This window comes from Aeromicrobium sp. 50.2.37 (assembly GCF_024655735.1).
Classification (GTDB): domain Bacteria; phylum Actinomycetota; class Actinomycetes; order Propionibacteriales; family Nocardioidaceae; genus Aeromicrobium.
In genome coordinates this window covers 9,513-30,511 of record NZ_JANLGG010000030.1, presented here as the reverse complement: position 1 = coordinate 30,511, position 20,999 = coordinate 9,513, and the positions used below count along the sequence as shown (strand labels likewise).

Annotated in this window: 21 protein-coding genes and 2 tRNA genes; 12 read left to right on the top strand and 11 right to left on the bottom strand. The window is 71.2% G+C overall.

Annotated features, from left to right (window positions below; translation table 11 throughout):
- Positions 1–18: 18 nt before the first annotated feature.
- Positions 19–591 (bottom strand): hypothetical protein, encoded by a 573-nt coding sequence (locus tag NUV38_RS14615; RefSeq protein ID WP_257729824.1) that lies wholly within the window; start codon positions 589–591, stop codon positions 19–21.
- Between the two features lie 91 nt (positions 592–682).
- On the opposite strand from NUV38_RS14615, the gene NUV38_RS14610 reads away from it, so the two are divergent.
- A complete protein-coding gene (locus NUV38_RS14610; RefSeq protein WP_257729823.1) occupies positions 683–2,449 on the top strand; it encodes a glycerol-3-phosphate dehydrogenase/oxidase in 1,767 nt (588 codons plus the stop codon).
- On the top strand, positions 2,449–3,267 hold the full coding sequence (locus NUV38_RS14605; protein WP_257729822.1) for a DUF4097 domain-containing protein: 819 nt from the start codon (positions 2,449–2,451) through the stop codon (positions 3,265–3,267). Before NUV38_RS14610 ends, NUV38_RS14605 begins: the two co-directional genes overlap by 1 nt.
- 77 nt (positions 3,268–3,344) lie before the next feature.
- On the opposite strand, the gene NUV38_RS14600 is transcribed toward NUV38_RS14605, so the two are convergent.
- From NUV38_RS14600 to orn, 3 genes are all read right to left on the bottom strand, one after another.
- Positions 3,345–3,548: a cold-shock protein gene (locus NUV38_RS14600; protein ID WP_055964870.1), complete on the bottom strand. Its 204-nt coding sequence runs from the start codon at positions 3,546–3,548 to the stop codon at positions 3,345–3,347.
- A gap of 213 nt (positions 3,549–3,761) precedes the next feature.
- Positions 3,762–3,834 (bottom strand) — tRNA-His (locus NUV38_RS14595).
- A gap of 73 nt (positions 3,835–3,907) precedes the next feature.
- Positions 3,908–4,528 (bottom strand): oligoribonuclease, encoded by a 621-nt coding sequence (gene orn / locus NUV38_RS14590; protein WP_257729821.1) that lies wholly within the window; start codon positions 4,526–4,528, stop codon positions 3,908–3,910.
- A 168-nt stretch (positions 4,529–4,696) separates the two neighbouring features.
- Here orn and NUV38_RS14585 point away from each other — a divergent pair, with 168 nt between their 5' ends.
- Entirely contained in the window at positions 4,697–5,455 is a 759-nt protein-coding gene (locus NUV38_RS14585) for a DsbA family protein (protein WP_257729820.1), read from the top strand.
- Positions 5,456–5,504: 49 nt separating this feature from the next.
- Here the strand turns inward: NUV38_RS14585 and NUV38_RS14580 are convergent, their stop codons facing one another.
- A complete protein-coding gene (locus tag NUV38_RS14580) occupies positions 5,505–5,849 on the bottom strand; it encodes a CrcB family protein (protein ID WP_257729819.1) in 345 nt (114 codons plus the stop codon).
- Positions 5,846–6,361, bottom strand: coding sequence for a fluoride efflux transporter CrcB (gene crcB / locus NUV38_RS14575; protein WP_257729818.1), 516 nt, complete (start codon positions 6,359–6,361; stop codon positions 5,846–5,848). The genes NUV38_RS14580 and crcB overlap by 4 nt, the downstream gene beginning before the upstream one ends.
- A 153-nt stretch (positions 6,362–6,514) precedes the next feature.
- On the opposite strand from crcB, the gene NUV38_RS14570 reads away from it, so the two are divergent.
- A complete protein-coding gene (locus tag NUV38_RS14570; protein ID WP_257729817.1) occupies positions 6,515–7,465 on the top strand; it encodes an aldo/keto reductase in 951 nt (316 codons plus the stop codon).
- Between the two features lie 65 nt (positions 7,466–7,530).
- Here NUV38_RS14570 and NUV38_RS14565 read toward each other — a convergent pair.
- A tRNA-Arg gene (locus NUV38_RS14565) sits at positions 7,531–7,604 on the bottom strand.
- A 76-nt stretch (positions 7,605–7,680) separates the two neighbouring features.
- Between NUV38_RS14565 and NUV38_RS14560 the strand changes: the two genes are divergently transcribed.
- The 4 genes from NUV38_RS14560 to ettA all read left to right on the top strand — a co-directional run bounded on the left by NUV38_RS14560 (position 7,681) and on the right by ettA (position 14,213).
- On the top strand, positions 7,681–8,904 hold the full coding sequence (locus NUV38_RS14560; RefSeq protein ID WP_257729816.1) for a PrsW family intramembrane metalloprotease: 1,224 nt from the start codon (positions 7,681–7,683) through the stop codon (positions 8,902–8,904).
- A 165-nt stretch (positions 8,905–9,069) separates the two neighbouring features.
- Positions 9,070–10,743 (top strand): dynamin family protein, encoded by a 1,674-nt coding sequence (locus NUV38_RS14555; protein WP_257729815.1) that lies wholly within the window; start codon positions 9,070–9,072, stop codon positions 10,741–10,743.
- A gap of 76 nt (positions 10,744–10,819) precedes the next feature.
- Positions 10,820–12,481 (top strand): GTPase family protein, encoded by a 1,662-nt coding sequence (locus tag NUV38_RS14550; RefSeq protein ID WP_257729814.1) that lies wholly within the window; start codon positions 10,820–10,822, stop codon positions 12,479–12,481.
- Between the two features lie 49 nt (positions 12,482–12,530).
- A complete protein-coding gene (gene ettA, locus NUV38_RS14545; RefSeq protein ID WP_257729813.1) occupies positions 12,531–14,213 on the top strand; it encodes an energy-dependent translational throttle protein EttA in 1,683 nt (560 codons plus the stop codon).
- Between the two features lie 107 nt (positions 14,214–14,320).
- Here the strand turns inward: ettA and NUV38_RS14540 are convergent, their stop codons facing one another.
- The 3 genes from NUV38_RS14540 to NUV38_RS14530 are packed head-to-tail and all read right to left on the bottom strand — an operon-like array spanning position 14,321 to position 16,064.
- Positions 14,321–15,220: a hypothetical protein gene (locus NUV38_RS14540; protein ID WP_257729812.1), complete on the bottom strand. Its 900-nt coding sequence runs from the start codon at positions 15,218–15,220 to the stop codon at positions 14,321–14,323.
- A complete protein-coding gene (locus tag NUV38_RS14535) occupies positions 15,217–15,528 on the bottom strand; it encodes a helix-turn-helix transcriptional regulator (protein WP_257729811.1) in 312 nt (103 codons plus the stop codon). Before NUV38_RS14535 ends, NUV38_RS14540 begins: the two co-directional genes overlap by 4 nt.
- 59 nt (positions 15,529–15,587) lie before the next feature.
- On the bottom strand, positions 15,588–16,064 hold the full coding sequence (locus NUV38_RS14530; protein WP_257729810.1) for a MarR family winged helix-turn-helix transcriptional regulator: 477 nt from the start codon (positions 16,062–16,064) through the stop codon (positions 15,588–15,590).
- Between the two features lie 123 nt (positions 16,065–16,187).
- Between NUV38_RS14530 and NUV38_RS14525 the strand changes: the two genes are divergently transcribed.
- On the top strand, positions 16,188–16,724 hold the full coding sequence (locus NUV38_RS14525) for a YceI family protein (protein WP_257729809.1): 537 nt from the start codon (positions 16,188–16,190) through the stop codon (positions 16,722–16,724).
- A 51-nt stretch (positions 16,725–16,775) separates the two neighbouring features.
- On the opposite strand, the gene NUV38_RS14520 is transcribed toward NUV38_RS14525, so the two are convergent.
- On the bottom strand, positions 16,776–17,354 hold the full coding sequence (locus NUV38_RS14520; protein WP_257729808.1) for a TetR/AcrR family transcriptional regulator: 579 nt from the start codon (positions 17,352–17,354) through the stop codon (positions 16,776–16,778).
- A gap of 110 nt (positions 17,355–17,464) precedes the next feature.
- Between NUV38_RS14520 and NUV38_RS14515 the strand changes: the two genes are divergently transcribed.
- From NUV38_RS14515 to NUV38_RS14505, 3 genes are all read left to right on the top strand, one after another.
- Positions 17,465–18,610 (top strand): acyl-CoA dehydrogenase family protein, encoded by a 1,146-nt coding sequence (locus NUV38_RS14515; RefSeq protein ID WP_257729807.1) that lies wholly within the window; start codon positions 17,465–17,467, stop codon positions 18,608–18,610.
- A gap of 87 nt (positions 18,611–18,697) precedes the next feature.
- Entirely contained in the window at positions 18,698–19,915 is a 1,218-nt protein-coding gene (locus NUV38_RS14510) for an acetyl-CoA C-acetyltransferase (protein ID WP_257729806.1), read from the top strand.
- Positions 19,915–20,664 (top strand): SDR family oxidoreductase, encoded by a 750-nt coding sequence (locus tag NUV38_RS14505; protein ID WP_257729805.1) that lies wholly within the window; start codon positions 19,915–19,917, stop codon positions 20,662–20,664. The genes NUV38_RS14510 and NUV38_RS14505 overlap by 1 nt, the downstream gene beginning before the upstream one ends.
- The last annotated feature ends 335 nt before the right edge of the window (positions 20,665–20,999 follow it).

The window sequence follows — 20,999 nt, the reverse complement described above, 5'->3', positions numbered from 1 at the left end:
ACCGACCGTGGCAGCGCGTCAGCCCTGGCAGAACAGCTGGCCGTACGGCCCGGTCGTCGTCCGCTGCTCGGTGACCTTGCCGTCGACGGTGATGGTGCAGGTCATGCTCACGCTGGCCGGCCCCGCCTGCAGGAACATCTGGGCGTAGTCCGGGCGGCCGTAGACGCGGGTGCTGAGCGACCACGACCGGCCGACCCCCCGCACGACACCGCTCGGGCGGTCCCGGCTGGTGGGGATGTTGTAGCCGACCACGCCGATCGGGTCGGAGGACCGGACGCTCAGGGTGATGCGATGGGCGCGGACGTTCAGGACGCCGCCCGACCCGGACAGACCGGCCGGTTCGTGGCCGCGGACGACCGACGGTCGCACGAGGCCGGAGGTGGCGTCGGCGGCCTCCGCCGCGATGGTCATGGACGGCGACGACGTGGGCCTGGGCACCGACGTGGTGCCCCCGTCTGGTCCTGCGGCCCCCGGACCTCCGGCAGGCCCGTCGCCGGAGCCTCCCGGCAGCGGGACGACCAGGGCCACCAGCACGAGCAGCGCGGCGGCGACGGCCGCGGCGGCCACGGGGTGGCGTCGAACGAGGTCCATGGTCAGGACAACGACGACGCGGCGCCGGGGTTAGGCGAGGCCGGCCGCCGCTCGGGACGCGCGCCTCAGGCGTCCCTGATTGACTGGAGCCATGCGCCCCGTACCCCTGTCGCCCCACACCCGTCAGACCGCGCTCGACGCGATGGAACAGCAACCGCTCGACGTCCTGGTGATCGGCGGTGGCGTGGTGGGTGCCGGGTCGGCGCTCGACGCGGCGACCCGGGGCCTCTCGGTCGGTCTCGTGGAGGCGCGCGACTTCGCGTCGGGCACGTCGAGCCGCTCCAGCAAGCTCATGCACGGCGGGCTGCGCTACCTCGAGATGCTCGACTTCCGGCTCGTCGCCGAGGCCCTCAAGGAGCGCGGACTCAACCTGCAGAAGCTGGCACCGCACCTGGTCCGCGAGGTGGCGTTCCTCTACCCGCTGCAGCACCGCGGGTGGGAGCGCTTCTACGCCGGCTCGGGCGTGGCGTTGTACGACGCCATGAGCAAGGCGTCCGGCTACGGCAAGGGTGTGCCGCTGCACCGCCACCACACCCGCCGCGGCGCGCGCAAGATCTTCCCCGGCCTGCGCAAGGACGCGCTCGTGGGCGCCCTGCGGTACTACGACGCCCAGGTCGACGACGCCCGGCACACCATGTTCCTGGCCCGCACCGCCGCGGCCTACGGCGCGCACGTGGCCAGCCGCACGCGTGTGGTCGACCTGATCCGCGAGGGCGGGCGCGTCACCGGCGCCCGGCTGAAGGACCTGGAGTCCGGCCGTGAGCTCGACGTCCGCGCCGCCGTGGTGATCAACGCCACCGGTGTCTGGACCGACGAGACGCAGGGCATGGCGGCCGAGCGCGGACAGTTCCACGTGCGGGCGTCCAAGGGGATCCACCTCGTGGTGCCGCGCGACCGCATCCGCGGCGAGGGCGGCCTGATCCTGCGCACCGAGAAGTCGGTGCTCTTCGTCATCCCGTGGGGACGGCACTGGGTGATCGGCACCACCGACACCGACTGGGACCTCTCGAAGGACCACCCTGCGGCCAGCCGCAGCGACATCGACTACCTGCTCGAGCACGTCAACACCGTGCTCGTGGAGCCGCTCACGCACGCCGACGTCGAGGGCGTCTACGCCGGGCTGCGGCCGCTGCTGGCCGGGGAGTCCGACGCCACCAGCAAGCTGTCGCGCGAGCACGCGGTCTCCACCAGCACCAAGGGGCTCGTGGTCATCGCCGGCGGCAAGTACACGACCTACCGGATCATGGCCAAGGACGCCGTCGACGCCGCGGTGGACGGCATGACGCACCAGCTCGACCGCAACGTGCCCAGCTCCTGCACGGAGGACGTGCCGCTGCTCGGCGCCGACGGCTACGAGGCCCTGTGGAACCAGCGGCACCGGCTCGCCGAGGACAGCGGCCTGAACGTCGGCCGCATCGAGCACCTGCTGCACCGGTACGGATCGCTGGTGGTCGAGGTCCTCGACCTCGTGGCCACCGATCCGTCGCTCGGCGAGCCGCTGACCGGCGCCGACGACTACCTGCGCGCCGAGGTCGTCTACGGCACCACCCACGAGGGCTCGCGCCACCTCGACGACATCATCGCCCGCCGTACTCGCATCTCCATCGAGACCTTCGACCGTGGCACCGAGGTCGCCCGCGAGGTGGCGTCGCTCATGGGCGACGCGCTCGGCTGGACCGACGATCAGCGCGAGCTCGAGGTCGAGCACTACCTAAAGCGGGTCGCCGCCGAGCGGGAGTCCCAGACGATGCCCGACGACGAGACCGCGGACGCCGCGCGCATGGGTGCGGCCGACGTCGTCCCGGTCGCCACGGCCGACGGCGGGGGAGCGGGCCCAGGAGCGGACACGGCGTCGTGATGCACGATCCGCCGCCGGGGGCTCTCGACGGCCTGGATCTCGCCGACGACCCCGACGCGGGTCCGTCTCCCCTCCTGCGCACGCTCGTCCCCGTGGTGGCGACGCTGGTCCTGGTCGCGCTCGCGGTCGGCGGGTTCGCGCTGGTCTCGCACCTCACGAAGGACGTGCGCACCGAGACCGGCAGCATCGACCTCGGCGACGCACGCCAGCTCGCTCTCCAGGTGCCCTCGGCCGACGTGCGGGTCGTGCAGGGCGACGTGGCGTCGCCGACGTACTCGGCCCGGGTCACGAGCGGCCTGCTCGACACCGACTTCGCCCTGGGACGCCGCGGGAGCGTGGTCCAGGTCGTGGCCGACTGCCGGGCGTGGCTGAGCCCGGGCTGCGGTGTCGACGTGACGATCACGGTGCCGGAGGGTCTGCAGGTCGACGTCGTCGGCGGGAGCGGCGACGTCGAGGTGGCCGGTCTCACCGCCGGCGTCGTCACGATCCGCGCGAGCGAGGGCGACGTCGACCTCGACGGCCTGGGTGTCCAGGACCTGACCGTGACCACCGGGTCGGGTGACGTCGAGGCCACGTTCGCCGATCAGCCGTTCGCGGTGAAGGTGACCACGGGCAGCGGCGACGTCGACCTCGGCCTGCCCGACGGGGACCGGCCCTACGAGGTGGAGGCGACGTCGAGCAGTGGAGACGTCGAGGGGGTCGGCGCCGGAGCGGGAACCGACGGCTCCCCGGCCGGGGACGGGGACGTGCAGGAGGGCGCGCGCCTCGTGCTCGTGCGCAGCGACTCCGGCGACGTGGAGATCGACCGCGGGCCCTGACGGGGCCCCGAACATGACGACGCCCCCACCGCGAGCGGTGGGGGCGTCGTGCGTCTCGTCGTGGTGACGAGAAGGAATCAGACGGGGCGGATGTTGGCCGCCTGCAGGCCCTTCTGGCCCTGCTCGACGTCGAACTCGACCTTCTGGTTCTCCTCGAGCGAACGGTAGCCGTTCGCCTGGATGGCGCTGAAGTGAGCGAAGACGTCCTCGCCGCCCTCGTCGGGAGCGATGAAGCCGAAGCCCTTGTCAGCGTTGAACCACTTGACGGTTCCAGTAGCCATGATGTTTCTCCTTGCGGTGGTGCGCATACGCGTGTCGTATGCGACGGGGGTGTCGCGACGCGCATCAACCGGGAGAAGCGGAGCATCCGGGGGAACCCGGGTGCTCGATCTTTCTGGCACAACCAACGTCTACAACTGCTGACAAGCCTACACGGTGCCAGAGCCGATGACGAAGCCCCCGGACCGGGCGGGTCCGGGGGCTTCGTTCGACGGGGTGGACGACGGGACTTGAACCCGCGGCCACCGGCACCACAAGCCGGTGCTCTACCAACTGAGCTACGCCCACCATGCGCGGCGGAACCCCGCCACGGCGTGGACGATCATAGCCCACGGTCGTGGGGGTCCTGGACGGTGGCCCGTCAGGAGCCGGACGGGCCCAACGTCGGCTTCTCGGTGATCTGCGTGGCGACGGTGCGAGCGGTGTCGGAGTCGGGCCCGGGGTCGGGCACGAAGACGGTGCGTCGGTAGTAGCGCAGCTCGTCGATGCTGTCGGCGATGTCCTCCAGAGCGCGGTGGTGGCCGGCCTTCGGGGGAGCGGCGAAGTAGGCCCGGGGGAACCACTGGCGAGCCAGCTCCTTGATGGAGGAGACGTCGACGACCCGGTAGTGCAGGAATCCCTCGAGCTCGGTCATGTCGCGGGCGAGGAAGGCGCGGTCGGTGCCGATGGTGTTGCCGGCGAGGGGTGCCTTGCGGGGCTCCTTCACGAACTGGCGCACGTAGTCGAGCACCTGCTCCTCGGCGTCGCGCAGCGTCGTCCCGGCGTCGAGCTCGGTGATGAGTCCCGACGCGGTGTGCATGCGGGTGACGACCTCGTTCATCTGCTCGAGCGCCTTCGCCGGCGGCTTGATCACTAGGTCCACGCCGTCGCCGAGCACGTTCAGCTCGTAGTCGGTGACCAGGGCCGCGACCTCGACGAGGGCGTCGTCCTCCAAGGAGAGTCCGGTCATCTCGCAGTCGATCCACACCAGCTTGTCGTTCACGCCTGGCACCTTAGGCCATGGTGCGGGGCCGACGAGGCCGCCGGGCACGAGACCACGGCGGGTAGCCTTCCGGGGAACCGAGGGGACTCGACGATCGTTGTGCCCCACGACAGGCGGACCGACCGTGCTTCCGCCGTGCCCCACGACGCCGCACAGGAGCCAGACCACGTGAGCAACGACCGCAAGCAGCGAGCCGAGCAGATGCGCAAGGAGCGCGAGAAGGCCGAGAAGCGCCAGCGCAACGTCATCACGGTGGCCATCGTGGTCGTCGTGATCGCGCTGGTCGCCGTCGGTGGCTACGCCATCAAGACGACGTCGGACCAGAACGCCAAGAACACCGAGCTGGTCGCGCCCAAGAACGCCACCGAGGACTACGGCATCGTCTACGACACCGCCGCGGCAGGTGGCGAGGCGACCGCCGACGCCGAGCCGGTCGAGGTCGAGCTGTACGAGGACTTCCAGTGCCCCGCCTGCCGTTCCTTCGAGCAGGCGTCCGGCGCCTTCCTCAAGCAGCAGGTGGCGTCCGGTGCCATCACGATCGTCTACCGCCCCTTCTCGTTCCTCGACGGCCAGAGCCTGAACGAGTACTCCTCGCGCTCGACCAACGCGGCGATCTGTGCCCTCGACTCCGGAGGCGTCGAGGACTACGTGGCCGTGCACGACTACCTCTACGCCAACCAGCCCGACGAGGGCACCGCCGGCCCCGAGAACTCGGCCCTGGTCGAGGCGCTCGACGGCCTCGGCATCACGGGTGTCGAGCAGTGCGTGAAGACGGAGAAGTTCGTCCCGTGGATCGAGAAGGCCAAGGAGACGGCGCAGGACGGCGACCGTGAGGTCAGCGGCACCCCGACCGTCTACGTCGGTGGCAAGAAGGTCGACGACGTCAGCCCGGCGGGTCTGCAGCAGGCCATCACCTCCGCTGCCTGACTCGGCTCGTCCCGAAGGGCCCCGCACCTCGTGCGGGGCCCTTCGTGCGTCACGCGACGGCGATCCCGGCCGCCGCGGCCAGGACGCACGCGCACGCCGTGCCCGCGGCGTGCGCGACGGCGGTACCTCCGCGGCCGCGCAGCGTGAGCCGCGCGGAGTCCAGGCTGGCCGTGCTGAACGTGGTGTAGCCGCCCAGGAAGCCCGTGGCGACCACCGTCTCGGTGAGGCCCGACGTCGAGCCGGCCACGACGCCGATGGCGAACGAGCCGGTCAGGTTGACCACCACGACGCCCCAGGGGAGCCGTGAGCCGAGACGCCCGGTGACGACGGCGTCGACGACGAACCTCACGGCGGAGCCGAGACCGCCGGCCAGCGCGATGAGGAGGGTGGTCATCGGCGCCATCCCCGTCCGGGCGATCCCCGTCCGGCCCGTCTGCGCCACGTCCGCCCGGTCGCCACGCCCAGGACGGAGGCAGCGAAGCCGCCTGCCACCGTCGCGAGGGCGTAGGAGAGGGCGAGTGCCGGCTCACCGGCCGCGACCAGACGCTCGGTCTCCAGGGCGAAGGCGCTGTAGGTGGTGAAGCCACCGAGGAAGCCGGTCCCGAGGAGCAGACGCAGGTCCCGCCGGCGGCCGTGGTCGGCTCCGGGGCGGGTGAGCAGCTCGAGCAGGAGGCCGAGGGTGAACGCACCGACCACGTTCGCAGCGAGCGTGCCGAGCGGAAGCCGGTCGACGGAGCCGAGCGCGACCTGGACGCCGTGGCGTGCGGCCGACCCGGCCGCGCCGCCCAGCGCCACCAGTGCGACGAGCGACGGTCGCAGGTGCGCCGGCCGCGGTGCGGCCCCCGCGGTCCGCGGATCGTCGACGTCGAGATCGGGGTCGTCGGGGATCTCGGGGACTCCGGACATGCCTCTCCTGTCGTCGGACAGGAAACCATCAGCCACGGTCGGCGGTTCGGAGCACGAGGCTCCCGGCGGGATCCATCGCCGCAGCGAAGTCTAGCCACCACCGGCCGCCGAGGGCAGGTACCAGCGGCTGTGCTCCTGGGGTAGAACGGGAGCATGGACGTCAGTCGGCTGGTGCTCGGCACCATGTACTTCGGCACCCGGACCGACGAGCGGACCTCTCGGGCGCTCCTCGACCGCTTCGTCGACGCCGGGGGGACCGCCCTCGACACCGCGAACTGCTACTCGTTCTGGTCCGACCGGTCGGGTCACGGCGGGCAGAGCGAGGAGACGCTCGGTCGGTGGCTCGCGGCCGACCCCTCCCGGCGCGACCGGGTGGAGCTGGCCACGAAGGTGGGGATGGAGCCGCTGGACCACCCGCGCGTCGACGGCGCCACGGTCGAGGGGATGTCGGCCGACGTCGTCCGGGCCGGTTGTGAGGCGAGCCTGCGTCGGCTCGGGGTCGACGTGATCGACCTGTACTGGGCCCACGGCGAGGACCGGCGCACCCCGCTGGAGGAGACGGTCGAGGCGTTCGGGGCCCTCGTGCAGGCCGGATCGGTCCGGCGGCTCGGGGTCTCCAACCACCCGACGTGGCGGGTGGAGCGTGGGCGCGCGATCGCGCTGGACCGTGGGCTCGAGCCCTGGACGGCGCTCCAGCTGACCACCTCGTACCTGCACCCCCGGCCCGGCGCCGCAGTGGAGGGCAAGGACCACCGCTTCGGCTTCGTGACCGACGAGACGATCGACTACGTCTCCGAGCACCCCGACATGGAGCTGTGGGCGTACTCACCGCTCGTGCAGGGCGCCTACGACCGGGCCGACCGTCCGTTCCCCGAGCCGTACGAGCACCCGGGGTCCACCCGGCGGCTGGCGGCGCTCGACGAGGTCGCAGCCGACCACGACGTGCCTCGCTCGGTCGTCGTGCTCGCCTGGTTGATGGCCTCACGACCCGAGGTACGACCCATCGTCGGCGTGAGCGGAGTCGAGCAGCTCGACTCCGCCCTCCGCGTCGCCGACGTGGACCTGACGCCCGACGAGCTCGCCGCCCTCGACGCACCGGCCTGAGCCCATCGGTGCCTGAACAACGCCAGCAGACCGTCTGAGGGTGGGGATCCACCGGTAGGGCTGAGCGCCCCCGGCAGGAATCGAACCTGCGACCCAGAGATTAGAAGGCTCTTGCTCTATCCAACTGAGCTACGGGGGCTTGGCCCCAGCCTAATCGTGGGGAGGGCCTGCGTGGCAGAGGGCGGGGGAGGACCGGTTCGCCTAGGCTCCTGCGGGTGAGCCAGCCCTACGCCGACGACGTCGCCGTGCCGCAGGAGGCGGGCCGCGGGGAGATCCCGCGCCGTCTGCCCCGCTACCGCGAGACACCGCGCCAGCGCGGTCGCACCCTCCTCATGGTGCTCGTCGGCATCGGCGTCGTGATCGGGCTGGTCGCGGTCGGCATCTTCGCCGCCAGCGCGGGCGACGCCGAGGGCGCGCGCCTGGCCGTCCTGTACGCCTTCATCCCGCTGCCCGTGCTGTGGCTCGTGTACTGGTGGCTGGACCGCTACGAGCCGGAGCCCCGTCGCTACAAGGTGGCCGCCTTCGTGTGGGGTGGCGTCGGCGCCGTCGCGATCGCGCTCGTCGTCCAGCTCGTCGTCGCGGAGGTGGCCGACCTCACCGACCAACAGCTGGCCTCGTTCGTCGCGCCCCTGTCCGAGGAGCCGGCCAAGGGCCTCTTCCTGCTGTTCACCTTCCTGCGCTGGCGCCGCATCATCGACGGCTTCCTCGACGGGCTCGTCGTCGCCGGGCTCGTCGGCCTCGGCTTCGCCTTCGTGGAGAACATCGGCTACTACGCCGCCAGCTACCTCGGTTCGCCCGAGATCCCCGTCGCCGGTGCCGAAGGTGCTGCGGGCACGTTCTTCGTGCGCGGCGTCGTCAGTCCGTTCGCGCACCCGTTGTTCACCTCCGCCTTCGGCATCGCCCTCGGCCTGGCGGTCCTGGTCCGCTCGAAGGTCCTCAAGGTGGTGATCGGCGTGGTCGGCATGGCCGTCAGCGTCGCCCTGCACGGCCTCTGGAACGCCTCGCTCTCCTACGGCGGCGGAGCCGGGTTCGTCCTGGTGTACCTGGCCCTCGGCCTCGTGCTGCTGGTCGTCGGCGTGATCGCCGTCGTCACGCGCGTCCGACAGGTGCGCACGCTCGAGCGGTCGCTGTCCTACGTGGCCGAGCGTGGCTGGATCCACCCGGCGGAGATCCCCTACCTCTCGCGGTTCTCATACCGCAAGAAGGCCCGGAAGCACGCCCGTTCCAGCCACGGCCGCGTGGCGGGGAAGGTCGTGCGGCGCTACCAGCGCCTGGCCACCGAGATGGCCTTCCTGCACGACGCGATCATGAGCGGCCACGCCAAGCCGCACGGGGTCGAGCGGACGTACGCGCTGCTCGACGCCATGTACGCGTTGCGACCCGCGCTCAGGCTCCCACCGCCGCTGCCGGTGGCCCGCCGCGCCGTCCCGCGCGCGTGAGGGCGTGGGAGCGGCGCGCGAGCCGTGTCCGGTCCACTAACCTGGTCCCCAGCCCTGGGGCGGGAGAGAACCCAGGTCGTCGACGTCAGGACGGGAGGACCGCCGGTGCCCAGCGAACATGCTTCGGCTGAGCTGCTGGGAGCGCTGAGCAGGTTGCTCACCGACGTGACCACCGCCCCCCTCGGACTCGAGGTGCCCGGCGTCTCCGACGTGCGCGCGGCCCGGGCCGAGATCGTCGACCAGCTGTCCGACTACGTCATCCCGCGGCTAGTGCAGCTCGAAGCCCCGCTGCTCGCGGTCGTGGGCGGCTCCACCGGTGCCGGCAAGTCGACGCTCGTCAACTCGCTCGTCGGCGAGCCCGTCACCGAGTCCGGCGTGCTGCGTCCGACCACCCGCTCGCCGGTGCTGGTGCACCACCCCGCCGACGCCGAGTGGTTCCAGCCCGACCGCATCCTGCCCGAGCTGCCTCGCACGCAGGCCGTGACGAACGACGTCCACGCGCTGCGCCTCGCCGAGTCCACCGGCGTGCCGCGGGGCCTGGCGATCCTCGACGCGCCCGACATCGACTCCATCGACCAGGGCAACCGCGAGCTGGCGTCCCAGCTGCTCGCCGCCGCCGACCTCTGGCTGTTCGTCACCTCCGCCGCGCGCTACGCCGACCAGGTGCCGTGGGACTACCTGGGCAAGGCCGCCGAGCGGAGCACGTCCGTGGCCGTCGTGCTCGACCGCACCCACGACGACGCCGTGGTCGAGGTCCGGGGCCACCTGGCAAGGATGATGACCTCACGCGGGCTCTCCGACTCCCCGCTGTTCACCGTCCCCGAGTCCGCCGTGGGCGAGGACGGGCTGCTGCCCCGCCAGGCCGTCGCCCCGATCATCGGGTGGCTGCGCGACCTCGCGGCCGATCCCGAGGGACGCGCTGCGGTGGTCTTCGGCACCCTCGACGGCGCTGTCCGCCACAACGTCATGCGGTCGCACACCGTGGCCGACGCGCTCGACGAGCAGCGCGCCACCGCCCAGCGCCTGCACGACGACGCCACCGGCGTGTACCGCGAGGCCGCCGACCTGCTGACCCGCAAGACCGCCGACGGCACCGTGATGCGGGGCGAGGTGCTGTCGCGCTGGCAGGACTACGTCGGCAACGGCGAGCTGCTCCGGTCGGTCGAGGAGCGGGTCAGCCGCATCCGGGACCGGTTGGTCGACCAGGTCACCGGCAAGCGCACCCGTTCGGCCGAGGTCAGCGAGGCCGTCGAGAGCGGTCTGCAGACGATCGTCGTCGAGCAGCTCGAGTCCGCCGCCGAGGCCGTCTACCGGTCCTGGTCCTCGCTGGAGTCCGGCCGCGCCCTCATCGCCACCGAGCGTGGCCTCGACCGCGCGTCCCGCGACGTGCGGGTCAAGGCCGAGCGCCTGGTGCGGGACTGGCAGGCCGAGGTGCTCGACATGGTGCGCGCCGAGGGGGCCGACAAGCGCATGACCGCCAAGTTCCTGGCGTTCGGCGTCAACGGCATCGGCGTGGCGCTCATGGTGGTCGTCTTCGTCGGCGGCTCGGCCGGCCTCACCGGCGCCGAGGTCGGCGTGGCCGGCGGCACGGCGGTCGTAGCGCAGAAGCTGCTGGAGGCGATCTTCGGGGACCAGGCCGTCCGCGACCTCGCCGAGCGCGCCCACACCTCGCTCGTCTCGTCGATGCAGACGCTGGTGCAGAGCGAGCAGAAGCGCTACCTCGACCTCCTGACCGACCCGACGACGATCGAGGCGGCGCAGACCAGGCTCCGCGAGGCCGCGCGTCGGGCAGACTACGCACGACACATCGACTTCCTGGACGGAGAGACAGCCTCATGACCGAGCGCCAGCGAGGGATCGACCGGCACGTCATGCCGGCGCCTTCGTACTCTGCTCTTCTCACGGAGGTGGCGGCATGACCGAGCGTCCCGGGCCCGTCGCGCGTGTGGCGGAGAAGGTCTTCGGCGGTGAGCGGTCCGACGTCGCCACCCGGCTCGACGGCCTGAGCGAGGCGGTCGAGGCCGCCCGTGACCGTCTCGCCGACGACGTCCTCGACCCGGCCGCGGCGCTGGCCGAGCGCGCGTCGGACCGGCTGCGGCTGTCCGGCGAGCACACCATCGTCGCGCTCGCCGGCGCCACCGGGTCGGGCAAGTCGTCGCTGTTCAACTGCCTCACCGACCTCGAGCTCGCCGGGGTCGGCGTGCGCCGACCCACCACGTCGTGGGCCCTCGCCTGCTCCTGGGGTCCCGACGGAGCGCAGGAGCTGCTCGAGTGGATGGGGATCCCGGCGCGGCACCAGGTGTCGCGGATGAGCATGCTCGACCACTCCTCGGCCGACACCAAGCTCGACGGCCTCGTCCTGCTCGACCTGCCCGACCACGACTCCACCGAGGTGTCGCACCACCTCGAGATGGACCGCCTGGTGCAGTACGCCGACCTGCTGGTCTGGGTGCTCGACCCGCAGAAGTACGCCGACGCCGCCATCCACGACCGCTACATCCGACCCATGGCCGGCTACAGCGACGTCACGCTGGTGGTGCTCAACCAGATCGACCGCATCCACTACTCCGACCGTGAGCGCGCCCTCGGCGACGTGCGCGCGATCCTCGAGCGCGAGGGTCTGCCGGACGTGCCGGTCATCGGTGTGTCGGCGCATCGTGGTGACGGCGTCGACGACCTCAAGCGCGAGCTGGCCCGGCGCATCCGCGCCAAGGCGTCGGCCAAGGATCGGCTGGCCCAGGACGTGGCCGAGGCCGCCGAGCGGGTCGTCGCGACCGGCGGCCGCGCCGACATCCCCGGCATCACCGACATCGACCGGCAGGCTCTCGACCTCGCCCTGCTCGACAGCGTCGGCGCCCCGCAGCTGGTCGAGGCCGTCGAGGCCTCGACGCTGCGCACGGCTCGACGCCACACGGGCTGGCCACCGCTGCGCTGGGTGGGACGGCTCCGCAAGGACCCGCTGCGCGAGCTCGGCATCGACCCGACGGGGTCGGTCGCGTCGCTCACGCGGGCGGTGCGGCCGTCGATCGGTCACGTGCAGCGCGCCCAGGCCGAGTCCGCGGTCCGCGAGACCGCCGAGAAGGCCGCGGTCGGTCTCGAGCGGCCCTGGCGCGACGCGGTGCGCGACGCGTCGGTCCGCACCGGCGACGACGTGGTCCGCGAGCTCGACGACACGGTCGACCGCATCGACCTCGGGCTGTCCCGCACGCCTGTGTGGTGGAGGCTCGTGGACGTGCTGCAGTGGCTGGCGTTCGTGGCTTTCGTCGCAGGTGTGGGCTGGGGCGCGGTCGAGCTCGCGAGCCGGGTCGCCGGGTGGGAGGTCCCCGACGCCCCCGTCGTGCTGGGCTTCTCCTTGCCGTTGCTGCTCCTCGTGGGCGGCCTGGCGGCGGGTGTCGTCCTGGCGGTGCTGGCCCGCGTCGCCGTCCGCGCGAGTGCTCGGCGGCGCGCCCAGCAGGCCGAGGCGGCGCTCCGCCGCACCGTGGACGAGGTGGCTCGAGACACGGTCCTCGCACCGCTGCAGGCGGAGCTGGACCGGTACGAGCGGTATCGCAGCGGGATCGTCCGCGCCCTGGGCTGAGACCCGCGGCGGTCGCACGGCAGGGACGTCTCGCTAGGCTGGGACGCCTATGGCTGACTACGTGCTCTCCCTCCGCAACGTCCGCAAGGCCCACGGCGACAAGGTCGTCCTCGACGACGTCACCCTCTCCTTCCTCCACGGCGCCAAGATCGGCGTCGTCGGCCCGAACGGCATGGGCAAGTCGTCGCTGCTCAAGCTGATGGCCGGGCTCGACCAGCCCAACAACGGCGACCTCGTGCGCGACCCCGACGCCACCGTCGGCATGCTGCAGCAGGAGCCGCCGCTCACCGACGGCAAGACCGTGCTCGAGAACGTCGAGGAGGCCGTCTCCGAGGTCAAGGGCAAGATGAAGCGCCTCGAGGAGGCGTACGCCGAGATGGGCGAGCCCGACGCCGACTACGACGCCCTGATGGCCGAGACCGGTGACCTGCAGACCTTCCTCGACAGCGTCAACGCCTGGGACCTCGACTCCCGGCTCGACCAGGCGATGGACGCGCTGCGCTGCCCGCCGCCGGACGAGCTGGTGGACCACCTGTCCGGTGGTGAGCGTCGCCGGGTGGCGCTGTGCAAGCTGCTGCTCCAGCAGCCCGACCTGCTGCTGCTCGACGAGCCCACCAACCACCTGGACGCCGAGTCCGTACAGTGGCTCGAGGGTCACCTGAAGACCTACCCGGGCGCCGTCCTGGCCGTGACGCACGACCGCTACTTCCTCGACAACGTGGCCGAGTGGATCGCCGAGGTCGACCGTGGTCGCATCCACGGCTACGAGGGCAACTACTCCACCTACCTCGAGACCAAGAAGGACCGGCTCAAGGTCGAGGGGGCCAAGGACGCCAAGCGCGCCAAGATGCTCGAGAAGGAGCTGGAGTGGGTCCGCTCCAACGCGAAGGGCCGCCAGGCCAAGAGCAAGGCCCGTCTGGCCCGCTACGAGGAGCTGGCCGCCGCCGCCGAGCGCGACCGCAAGATCGACACCAGCGAGATCAACATCCCCGCCGGCCCCCGACTGGGTGACGTGGTGCTGGACGCCAAGAACCTGACCAAGGGCTTCGAGGGGCGGACGCTCTGGGACGACATCAGCTTCTCGCTGCCGCGCGCCGGCATCGTCGGCGTCGTCGGGCCCAACGGCGTCGGCAAGACCACCCTGTTCCGCATGATCACCGGCCACGAGCAGCCCGACGCCGGGTCGCTGGACGTCGGCCAGACGGTCAAGATCTCCTACGCCGACCAGACCCGCGGCAGCATCGCGGCCGACAAGAACGTGTGGGAGGTCGTCTCCGAGGGGCTCGACTTCATCAAGGTCGCGAACTTCGAGATGAACAGCCGCGCCTACGTGGCCTCGTTCGGCTTCAAGGGTGCGGACCAGCAGAAGAAGGCCGGGGTGCTCTCCGGTGGTGAGCGCAACCGGTTGAACCTGGCGCTCACGCTCAAGCAGGGCGGCAACCTGCTGCTGCTCGACGAGCCGACCAACGACCTGGACGTCGAGACGCTGTCGTCGCTGGAGGACGCGCTGCTCGACTTCCCCGGCTGCGCCGTGGTCACGTCGCACGACCGCTGGTTCCTCGACCGCATCGCGACCCACATCCTGGCCTGGGAGGGCACGGAGGACGAGCCCGGACGCTGGTTCTGGTTCGAGGGCAACTTCGCCTCCTACGAGGAGAACAAGATTGAGCGCCTCGGCGAGGAGGCGGCGCGCCCGCACCGCGTCACGCACCGTCGCCTCACGCGCGACTGACCACACCCTCACGCAGCGGCCCCGTCACCTCGCGGTGACGGGGCCGCTCGTGCGTCGAGGCACGGTGCTGCGGTGCGCACCCGACCTCGACACCTGACCGGGCCGCGTCAGTCGGCGCCGCAGACGGCACAGTGCGGCGAGCCGACCCGACGAGGGCTGGAGCAGGCGCCGCACTCGCCCACGACCTCGCGGCCGCACCCCTCGCAGTGCGGGCCGTCGCCCCTGACCGGGAACCCGCAGAACGGGCACTCGCCCTTGCGCACCCGGCTGCGGGGCACGCGGCGGGCGAGGTACCGCTGCAGGGCGACGAAGGCCACGACGGTCGCGCCGGCGCCGAGCACCGACAGCACCAACGGCCCCAGCTCGAGGACGTCGATGTAGTCGGTGATGTAGTCGCCGGCGAACCAGACGGCGGTGAGGGTCGAGGCAGCGACCGCCGAGAGCCCGAGCGTCAGGTAGCGGGACTCTCGGGCGCGTTGCACCGTGATGAGGCGCAGCGACCCGCCGACGAGCGCCCCGACGAACCCCAGGCGCAGCAGGGCCACGATCCAGTACCGGCCGTCCTTGCCGCGACCGCGGTCCTCGGAGGCCGCGTACGCGTCGTCGGCGGCCTTCTGGGCGGCGTCGGCCCGCGTCCGTGCCGTCGTGGCCTCGGCGCGTGCCTCGGCGTACTCGGTCTGGGCCTCCTCGAACGTCTCGGTGAGCGACTCGGTGGGCTGGCCCTGCTCGATCGCGAGACTGAGGTTCTCCCGTGCGAGCTCGAGGTCGGTCAACGCCGTGTCCTGTGCCTCCTCGGCCCGCCACGCGCGGTCCTCGGCGGTGTCGGCCGCATCGATCGACCGTTGCTCGGCCGCGGTGTACTCCCAGGCGCGGGACCCGCCGACCCAGTCGTCGATCTTGACGTAGGACCAGCCGGAGCCGATCAGGAGGAAGACGACGAGGACGACGGCGAGCACGCGCTCGCTCCTGGTGGAGGCGACGTCCTCGGTGTCGACGCGTGTGCTCATGGGGTCTCCTCGGTCGATCGGGTCGGTGCCGGTCGGGTCTGCGCCGGTCGGGTCTGTGCCGGTGGGGTCCGGGCTGGTCGCGTGCGGGCGCGGAAGGTGACCTCGAGCGTGCAGTCGAGGGCCTCGGCGACCGCAGCGAGCGTGTCGAGCTTCGGTGGCCGGCTGGCCGACTCGAACCGGGCGATGGCCGACTGGGTGGTGCCGCAGAGGTCGGCGAGCTCGCGCTGCGACAGCCCGAGCTCCGTCCGCCGTGCGACGACCTGCGCCACGACGCCCGCGTAGAGCGCCTCGTCCCGGATGTCCTTCACACCGCCGACGCTATTGCACGCGTGCTATGAATGTCCATAGCACGCGTGCAATGCCTCGACTAGAAGCGGCGACCTTCCAGGCCGGCACGGACGGCCTCGAACACGCGGCCCACGGCCTCGAGGTCCTCGCGGCTGCAGCGCGAGACCAGGTACTCGTGGACGCCGCGCACGTGGGTGTGGGCGGCCTGGCCGAGGACCTCGTAGCCGTGGTCGGTGAGCACGGCGCTCACGCCGCGCCCGTCGGTGCAGCTGGCCGTGCGTCGCACGATGCCGTCGCGCTCGAGCCGGGCGATGGTGTGGGTGATGCGGCTGCGCGAGTGCGACACGGCGGCGGCGAGCTCGGCCATGCGGATGGAGCGGTCCTCGGCCTCGGAGAGGCGCACGAGGATCTCGTACTCGGCCATGGAGAGGTCATGGGCGGCACGGAGGTCGCGGTCGAGCTGGTCGATCAGCACGGTCGTGCCACCCATGTAGGAGCGCCACCACTGCTGCTGGTCCGCGTCGAGCCACGGGGTGTCGGTGGGCGCTGTGGTCATGAGCACATCCTAGTGCGGGAGGGATCCCGGTCGAGAGTGTTGATTGAGTCTTCAACTATATGCTAACGTCTAGAACGTTGAAGGTTCAACCAAGGACCTCGATCCCCATCTTCAGGAGACACCATGAGCACCATCACCACCGGCACGTGGAACCTCGACCCCACGCACACCGAGATCGGCTTCGCCGTCCGCCACATCATGAGCAAGGTGCGCGGAAAGTTCGAGACGTTCGAGGGCGCCCTCGTGACGAAGGACCCGATCACGGACTCGACCGTGACCGTCGAGGTCGACCTCTCCTCGATCAACACCGGTACCGCGGACCGCGACGCGCACCTGCGCTCCAGCGACTTCTTCGACACCGAGACGCACCCGAAGATGACGTTCACGACGAACGGCGTCGTGCAGAAGTCCGACGAGACCTACGTCGTGCAGGGTGACCTGACGATCAAGGGCGTCACCAAGCCGCTCGAGCTGAACGTCGACTTCCTCGGCGAGGGCGGCGACCCGTGGGGCGGCACCCGCGTGGGTGTCGAGGCCACCGGCGAGATCAGCCGCAAGGAGTTCGGTATCGACTTCAACATCCCGCTCGAGGGCGACAAGGTCATGATCGGCGACAAGATCACGCTGACGATCAACGCGGAGGCCGTGCTGCAGGCCTGAGCCTCGCACCAGCCCGAGCCTGACGGCGCCCACCCCGCGGGGTGGGCGCCGTCAGTCGTCGTGGGCCAGCACCATGCGCAGGGCGAGCCGTGCGTGCAGCTCGGCGACGTCGGCGGGTGTCTGCGGCCCGGTGGGGGAGAACCAGCGCACCAGGTCGATGCTGAGGCTCAGGATGGCGCGTGCCGTGCCCACCAGGTCGTCGACCGCGAAGTCGCCCGACGCCACGCCGGACTCGAGCACCTGCTGGAGCCTGCGCTCGATCGCGCGGCGCAGCGCGGCGACCTCGGCGCGGTGCTCGGGGGTCAGGGCGTCGAACTCGTACTGGACGATCCGGCCGACCCGGCTGTGCGAGGCGTGCCAGGCGCTGAAGTCGTGCACGAGGCGTCGGAGCCGCTCCGGTGGCGTGGCGGCGGGATCGTCGCCGGACTCCACCACGTGGAGCGCCGAGCGGTGCCCGTCGATGCTGACCGTGAAGAGCAGGCTCTCCTTGGTGTCGTGGTGCACGTACACCGCTGCAGGGCTCATGCCGGCGCGTGCCGCGATGTCGCGGGTCGTGGTCGCCGTGAAGCCCTTCTCGGCGAAGGCCTCGACGGCGGCCTCGAGCAGTCGCTCGCGTGCCGTGGCTGTCATCACAGGTCCCTTTCGTCGGTTGACAGCATGGCCCATGCCGGGCACGCTAAGCAAGCGCTTACCTACCCGCGCGTAGTGAACCAGGCCCGCACCCGAGCACGAGGGACCCGATGGACCGCACCGTCTACACCGCTGACCACGACGACTTCCGCGACACCTGCGCGACGTTCCTGGCGAAGAAGGTCGCGCCGAACATCGAGCAGTACATCGAGGACAAGGCCATCCCGCGCGACTTCTGGCTCGCCGCGGGTGAGATGGGGCTCCTGGGCCTGGAGATCCCCGAGGAGCTCGGTGGCTCCGGCGCGGAGGACTTCCGCTTCAACGCCGTCTGGGCCGAGGAGCTCAGCAAGGTCAGCGCCGCCCTGGCCTCGTGCGTGGGCATCCACTCCGACATCACCGCCCCCTACATCGTGGAGCTGGGCACCCAGGAGCAGAAGGAGCGCTGGCTCCCCAAGATCGCCACGGGGGAGTGCCTCCTGGCCATCGGCATGACCGAGCCCGGTGGCGGCTCCGACCTCGCCGCGCTCAAGACCACCGCCGTGCGCGACGGCGACGAGTGGGTCATCAACGGCTCCAAGACCTTCATCACGAACGGCTACAGCGCCGACCTGGTGGTCACCGCCGTGCGCACCTCGCCCGAGAAGGGCGCCAAGGGCATCACCCTGTTCGCCATCGAGGCCGGCGACGAGGGCTTCAGCCGCGGCCGCAAGCTCGACAAGGTCGGCCAGACCGAGTCCGACACCGCCGAGCTGTTCTTCGAGAACGTCCGCGTGGGCGACGACCGCATCATCGGCGAGATCGACCGCGGCTTCATCCACATGATGCAGAAGCTCCCGCAGGAGCGACTCAGCTGCGCCATCTCCAACGTCGCGCACGCCAAGCAGATCCTGCTCGAGACCATCCAGTACGCAAAGGACCGCAAGGCCTTCGGCCAGTCGATCGGTGCGTTCCAGTGGAACAAGTTCCTCATCGCCGAGCTGGTCACGAAGGTCGAGGTGGCCGAGGCCTACCTCGACCAGGCCGTCGCGGCGCACGCCGAGGGTCGGTTCACGGCCGTCGACGCCGCCAAGGCCAAGTGGTACACGTCGGACCTGCAGAACTCCGTCCTCGACCACTGCGTCCAGATCCACGGCGGGTACGGGTTCATGAACGAGTACCGCGTGGCCCGCGCGTGGCGTGACGCTCGCGTGACCCGCATCTGGGCCGGTTCCAACGAGATCATGAAGGAGCTCATCGGCCGCGACCTCGGCTTCTGAGCACCCGCCCCCACGCCGCCCCAGCAGATCACGGACCCCGGCACCCCTGCCGGGCTCGCACGACTCCCACCACCGGAAGGCAGCACCATGACCGAAGCCGTCATCGTCTCGACCGCCCGCTCGCCCATCGGGCGCGCCGTCAAGGGCTCGCTGAAGGACATGCGTCCGGACGACCTCACCGTGCAGATGGTGCAGGCCGCGCTGGGGAAGGTCCCCGGGCTCGACCCGAAGGACATCACCGACCTGCACCTGGGCGTGGGCCAGCCGGCCGGCGAGGCGGGCCACAACCTCGCGCGCGCGGTGGCCGTGCTCTCGGGGATGGACCACCTGCCCGGTGTGACCGTGAACCGCTACTGCTCGTCGTCGCTGCAGACCACCCGCATGGCCTTCCACGCCATCAAGGCCGGCGAGGGTGACGCCTACATCTCCGCGGGTGTGGAGACGGTGAGCCGCTTCCAGAACGGCTTCTCCGACCTGCCCGGCTCGGAGAACCCGCTGTTCGCCGACGCGATCGCCCGCACCGCCAAGCGCGCCGAGGGCGGTGCCGACACCTGGACGGACCCGCGGGAGAGCGGTGAGCTGCCCGACCTCTACATCGCGATGGGCCAGACGGCCGAGAACGTCGCGCAGCACCTGGACATGAGCCGTGAGGAGCAGGACGAGTTCGGCGTGCGCAGCCAGAACCTCGCCGAGGCCGCGATCGAGTCCGGCTTCTGGGCCAAGGACATCACCCCGGTCACGCTGCCCGACGGCACCGTCGTCTCCAAGGACGACGGACCCCGCGCCGGGGTGACGATGGAGTCGGTCAGCCAGCTCAAGCCGGTCTTCCGTCCCGACGGGACCGTGACCGCGGGCAACGCGTGCCCGCTCAACGACGGTGCTGCCGCCGTGGTGATCATGAGCGACGAGAAGGCCAAGGCCCTCGGCCTCACGCCGCTCGCGCGCATCGTCTCGACCGCGGTCACGGGCCTCTCGCCGGAGATCATGGGCCTCGGTCCGGTGGAGGCCATCCCGGCCGCCCTGCGCAACGCCGGGATGGGCATCGACGACATCGACCTGTACGAGATCAACGAGGCCTTCGCGGTGCAGTCGTGGGGCTCGGCCAAGGTCCTCGGCATCCCGATGGACAAGCTGAACGTCAACGGCGGCGCGATCGCCGTGGGTCACCCGTTCGGCATGACCGGCGCCCGCATCACCAGCACGCTCATCAACTCGCTGCAGTGGCACGACAAGCAGTTCGGTGTCGAGTCGATGTGCGTCGGCGGCGGCATGGGCATGGCCATGGTCATCGAGCGGCTCTCCTGATGGGGCGCTTCGACGGCAAGGTCGCGATCGTCACCGGCGCCAGCCGGGGCATCGGTCTCGGCATCGCGCAGCGACTCGTCGACGACGGGGCGCAGGTGCTCATCACGGCTCGCAAGGCCGACGCGCTCGAGGAGGCCGTGGCCACCCTTGGTGACGGGCGGGCCATGTACGTCGCCGGGTCTGGCGACGACACGGCGCACCAGGAGGAGGCGGTGCGTACCGCGATCGAGACCTTCGGGCGCCTCGACTTCCTGGTGAACAACACCGGCATCAACCCGGTGTACGGCCGGATGATCGACATCGACCTCGAGGCCGCGGCGAAGATCTTCGCCGTCAACGTCCTCTCCGCCGTCGCGTGGGCGCAGCAGGCCTACGGGCAGTGGATGGGCGAGCACGGCGGCGCGATCGTCAACGTGGCGTCCGTGGCCGGCCTCAAGCCGGCGCCCATGATCGGCATGTACGGCGCCTCGAAGGCCGCGCTCATCCACGTGACCGAGGAGCTGGCGGTCGAGCTGGGCCCCGACATCCGCGTCAACGCGGTGGCCCCGGCCGTGGTCAAGACGAAGTTCGCCAAGGCTCTGTACGAGGGCCGCGAGGACGAGGTCTCCGCGCCGTACCCGCTCAAGCGCCTGGGCCTGCCGGACGACATCGCCGGCGTCGTGGGCTTCCTGCTCTCCGAGGACGCCGCCTGGCTCACCGGCCAGACGATCACCGCTGACGGCGGACTGCTCCTGGGTGGCGGGGTCTGAGACCTCCTCGCTCCTGATCGACCCCGTGGCTGCTTCGGCGGCTGCGGGGTCGTTCGTGTTCCACCCTGCGGCTGCGTCGCTCTCGGCCGGCGCCGACCTGCGGCTGCGCTGCTCCGGCTTGGTCCTGGCTCGATCTCCGAGAGGGCCTCGACCGGACGGCGGGGTGCGGCGCGGCCGAACCTGCGGGCACTCCTGGGGCATCGGTGGATTCTCAACTGCAGGAGCGTCGCTGTGGTTGAGAACTCACCGATGCCTCGGTCTCGGCGCGCCCATCGGTGGATACTCCACCGCCGGGCGGGGGCTGTGGGTGCGGGTGCCCCGCGGGGGGGTCGGGG

Bases quoted from the DNA above. Each gene is read 5' to 3' on its own strand.
- NUV38_RS14615 (WP_257729824.1), bottom strand. From the start codon at position 591: ATGGACCTCGTTCGACGCCACCCCGTGGCCGCCGCGGCCGTCGCCGCC.
- NUV38_RS14610 (WP_257729823.1), top strand. From the start codon at position 683: ATGCGCCCCGTACCCCTGTCGCCCCACACCCGTCAGACCGCGCTCGAC.
- NUV38_RS14605 (WP_257729822.1), top strand. From the start codon at position 2,449: ATGCACGATCCGCCGCCGGGGGCTCTCGACGGCCTGGATCTCGCCGAC.
- NUV38_RS14600 (WP_055964870.1), bottom strand. From the start codon at position 3,548: ATGGCTACTGGAACCGTCAAGTGGTTCAACGCTGACAAGGGCTTCGGC.
- NUV38_RS14580 (WP_257729819.1), bottom strand. From the start codon at position 5,849: ATGACCACCCTCCTCATCGCGCTGGCCGGCGGTCTCGGCTCCGCCGTG.
- crcB (WP_257729818.1), bottom strand. From the start codon at position 6,361: ATGTCCGGAGTCCCCGAGATCCCCGACGACCCCGATCTCGACGTCGAC.
- NUV38_RS14570 (WP_257729817.1), top strand. From the start codon at position 6,515: ATGGACGTCAGTCGGCTGGTGCTCGGCACCATGTACTTCGGCACCCGG.
- NUV38_RS14550 (WP_257729814.1), top strand. From the start codon at position 10,820: ATGACCGAGCGTCCCGGGCCCGTCGCGCGTGTGGCGGAGAAGGTCTTC.
- ettA (WP_257729813.1), top strand. From the start codon at position 12,531: ATGGCTGACTACGTGCTCTCCCTCCGCAACGTCCGCAAGGCCCACGGC.
- NUV38_RS14540 (WP_257729812.1), bottom strand. From the start codon at position 15,220: ATGAGCACACGCGTCGACACCGAGGACGTCGCCTCCACCAGGAGCGAG.
- NUV38_RS14530 (WP_257729810.1), bottom strand. From the start codon at position 16,064: ATGACCACAGCGCCCACCGACACCCCGTGGCTCGACGCGGACCAGCAG.
- NUV38_RS14525 (WP_257729809.1), top strand. From the start codon at position 16,188: ATGAGCACCATCACCACCGGCACGTGGAACCTCGACCCCACGCACACC.
- NUV38_RS14520 (WP_257729808.1), bottom strand. From the start codon at position 17,354: ATGACAGCCACGGCACGCGAGCGACTGCTCGAGGCCGCCGTCGAGGCC.
- NUV38_RS14515 (WP_257729807.1), top strand. From the start codon at position 17,465: ATGGACCGCACCGTCTACACCGCTGACCACGACGACTTCCGCGACACC.
- NUV38_RS14510 (WP_257729806.1), top strand. From the start codon at position 18,698: ATGACCGAAGCCGTCATCGTCTCGACCGCCCGCTCGCCCATCGGGCGC.
- NUV38_RS14505 (WP_257729805.1), top strand. From the start codon at position 19,915: ATGGGGCGCTTCGACGGCAAGGTCGCGATCGTCACCGGCGCCAGCCGG.